Source organism: Goodfellowiella coeruleoviolacea (assembly GCF_024171785.1).
Taxonomy (GTDB): Bacteria; Actinomycetota; Actinomycetes; order Mycobacteriales; family Pseudonocardiaceae; genus Goodfellowiella; species Goodfellowiella coeruleoviolacea.
Genome location: NZ_JAMTCK010000046.1, coordinates 1 through 3526 on the forward strand (window position 1 = coordinate 1; position 3526 = coordinate 3526).

The window sequence follows — 3526 nt, forward strand, 5'->3', positions numbered from 1 at the left end:
TCCTCACCGCACTGGCCGAAGCACACGTCCACGGCGCGAAAATCAACTGGCCGGCATTCTTTCCCAACGCCCGCCGCACCGATCTACCCACCTACCCGTTCCACGGTCACCACTACTGGTTGCAGACAACTGGCCCGGTCAGCGACTTCGGTGCCGCCGGGCTGCGGGCGTCCAACCACGCACTGCTCGCCGCCACGGTTGAGTTGGCCGACGACGACGGGCTGCTGCTGACCGGCACGCTGTCCACACAGGACCACCCCTGGCTGCTGGACCACGCGGTGCACGACCTCGTGCTGTTGCCCGGCACGGCAATGGTCGACCTCGCCCTGCACGCCGGGGAACAGGTGGGGTACGACCGATTGGCGGAACTCACCCTGCACGCGCCGCTGGTCCTGCCCGAGTCCGCCGCTGTGCGGGTGCAGGTCTCGGTGCACGCACCGGATGAGGCAGGACACCGGCGGGTGGCGATCTACTCCAAAGTGGATGACGCCGACGTTTGGACCAGGCACGCCACCGGGTCACTCGCCACCGCCGCGCAGCCGCCAGCGGAACGCCTGGCCGAATGGCCGCCACCGCACGCGACGGAACTGGACCTCACCGGGTTCTACGAGCGCATGGCCGACCTGGGCTTCGCCTACGGCCCCGCGTTCCAGGGGCTGCGCGCCGCGTTCGCCCGGGGCGAGGAGATCTTCGCGGAGGTCAGCCTGGGCGACGAGGAACGGGAACAGCCGTTCACCGTGCACCCGGCCCTGCTCGACGCCGCACTGCACGGCATGGTGCTGGGTGTCGTGGGCATGGGGCGGGGAATCCTGCCCTTCTCCTTCGCGGGCGTGCAGTTGCACGCCGCCGGAGCCAGCACCGTGCGAGTCCGGCTGAGCCCGAGTGGGAACGACGGCGTGTCCGTCCTGGTGGCTGATCCCGACGGACTGCCGGTCGCGTCGATCGACACCCTGACGCTGCGCGCCGTGGCCAGGGAACACCTGCGGGGCGCCCGGCACAACTCGCTGTTCCGGGTCGACTGGTCGCCGCTGCCGGTGGACCGCACTGAGGCGTCGCGCTCACGGCGGTGGGCACTCGTCGGCGACACCGCGTCACCGGTCGCGGCCGCCACGCCGGCCCAGAACTCCTACGCCGACCTCGCCGAGTTGCTTGACGCTGTCCGCGCCGGCCTGCCCGTTCCCGACGTCGTCGTGGTCACCTGCCCGGTGCCGCGGGACCAACTCACCAGCGCCGCGCATTCAACTGTCCACACGGTACTGCGCCAGTTGCGTTCCTGGCTGGCGGACCAGGCGTGCGCAACGGCACAGCTGGTGTTCCTCACCGAGGGCGCGCTGGCCACCCGACCCGACGAGGACGTGCCCGCGCTGGCCCTCGCCCCGGTGTGGGGGCTGGTGCGCACCGCGCAGACCGAGAACCCCGACCGGTTCGTCCTGATCGACGTTGACGGCGCGGACGAGTCCTACCGCGTGCTGCCCGGCGCGATCGCCACTGGTGAGCCGCAACTGGCAGTGCGGGCCGGAACCGTTCTGGTGCCCAGGCTGACCAGGGTTGCGCTGGCAGAGGCCGTACCGCGGCCGGTCTTCCGGCCGGGCCCGTCGACCGAGGCGGGATCGGCCGGCACCGTGCTGATCACCGGCGGAACCGGAACACTCGGCCATCTCGTGGCCAGACATCTGGTCGTCGAGCACGGCGTCCGGTCGCTGGTGCTGGCCAGTCGTGGCGGCGGCGACGCGAGTGAGTTGGTCGGACTCGGCGCGCGGGTTCGGGTGGTGGCCTGCGACGTTGCTGACCGGGGCGCGTTGGCCGGCCTGCTCGACGAGATCCCGGAGTTGACCGCGGTGATCCACGCGGCCGGTGTGCTCGACGACGGTGTGGTCTCCGCGCTGACCGAGGAACAGGTGGACCGGGTGCTGCGGTCCAAGGTGGATGGCGCGGTCAACCTGCACGAGCTGACCGAAGACCGCGAGCTGTCCGCGTTCGTGCTGTTCTCCTCGGCCGCCGGCCTGCTCGGCAGTGCCGGTCAGGCCAACTACGCGGCGGCCAACGCCTTCCTCGACGCCCTCGCCCAGCACCGGCGGGCCCGAGGCCGTGTCGCCACCTCACTGGCCTGGGGCTTCTGGGAACAGCGCAGCGGCATGACCAGCCACCTGGACGCCGCGGACCGAGCCAGGATGGCCAGGTCAGGCATTGCCGCACTGTCCACAGCGGAGGCACTGGAACTGTTCGACACCGGGACAGCCCTGCCCGACGCGGTGGTGGCTCCGCTGCGCGTGCGACCCGTGGTGGGGGACGCCGTCGTGCCGGTGTTGCTGCGCGGGCTCGTCCGGCCGACCAGCCGTCGGGTCGCGCGTTCTGGCGACGGGGCTGGCCTGGCCGACCGGCTCGCCGCCATGCCAGCCGCCGACCAGCAGCAGGTCTTGCTGGACCTGGTCCGGGGCAACGCCGCAGCCGTGCTCGGCCACGACACGCCGGCGGCGATTCCCGCCGGCCGCGCGTTCAAGGAACTGGGCTTCGACTCGCTCACCGCGGTCGAACTGCGCAACCGACTGGCCAGCGCCACGGGAACCCGGTTACCGGCCACCGCCGTGTTCGACCACCCGACTCCCGCCGCGCTGGCCGATCACCTGCGCACCGAACTCCTGGGCGGCGGCGCGGCACCGCACGCGGCGGGCGTACCGGCGCGGTCCGGCGGCGGAGTGCGACCGGCCGACGATCCGATCGCCATCGTGGCGATGGCCTGCCGGTTCCCGGGCGAGGTGGCCTCACCCGAGGACCTGTGGCAACTGGTGACCGAAGGGCGGGACGCCGTCTCGGGATTTCCCACCGATCGCGGCTGGGACCTCGCCGAACTCTACGATCCCGATCCGGACAAGCCGGGCAGGAGCTACGCGCGAGACGGCGCGTTCCTCCACGACGCGACCGAGTTCGACGCGACCATGTTCGGGGTGTCGCCGCGTGAGGCGGTGGCCATGGACCCGCAGCAACGCCTGCTGCTGGAGGTCGCCTGGGAGGCGGTCGAGCGGGCCGGCATCGACCCCGCGACCCTGCGCGGCACGCTCACCGGCGTGTACGTCGGCGCGATGCAGAACAACTACGCCTCGGGGATCACGCCGGTACCGGACGGGCTGGAAGCCCACCTGGTGACGGGGAACACCGGCAGTGTCGCGTCTGGACGGATCGCCTACTTCCTCGGGCTGGAGGGGCCGGCGGTCACCGTGGACACCGCGTGCTCCTCGTCGCTGGTGGCGTTGCACCTGGCCGCGCAGGCGCTGCGGCAGGGGGAGTGCTCGCTCGCGCTCGTCGGTGGTGTCGCGGTGATCGCCACCCCCGAACCGTTCGTGGCGTTCAGCCGGCAGCGTGCGCTCGCCCCGGACGGGCGGTGCAAGCCGTTCGCCGCCGCGGCGGACGGCACCGGCTGGGGTGAGGGTGTCGGTGTGTTGCTGGTGGAGCGGTTGTCGGATGCGCGGGCCAATGGGCATGAGGTGTTGGCGGTGGTGCGGGGGAGTGCGGTGAATTCGGATGGTGC

1 protein-coding gene is annotated in these 3526 nt (G+C 71.8%); it reads left to right on the forward strand.

The window, feature by feature from the left end; all coding sequences use genetic code 11:
* A partial coding sequence (locus LX83_RS37485) for a type I polyketide synthase (protein WP_301329596.1) occupies window positions 1-3526 on the forward strand: 3526 nt, incomplete at both ends.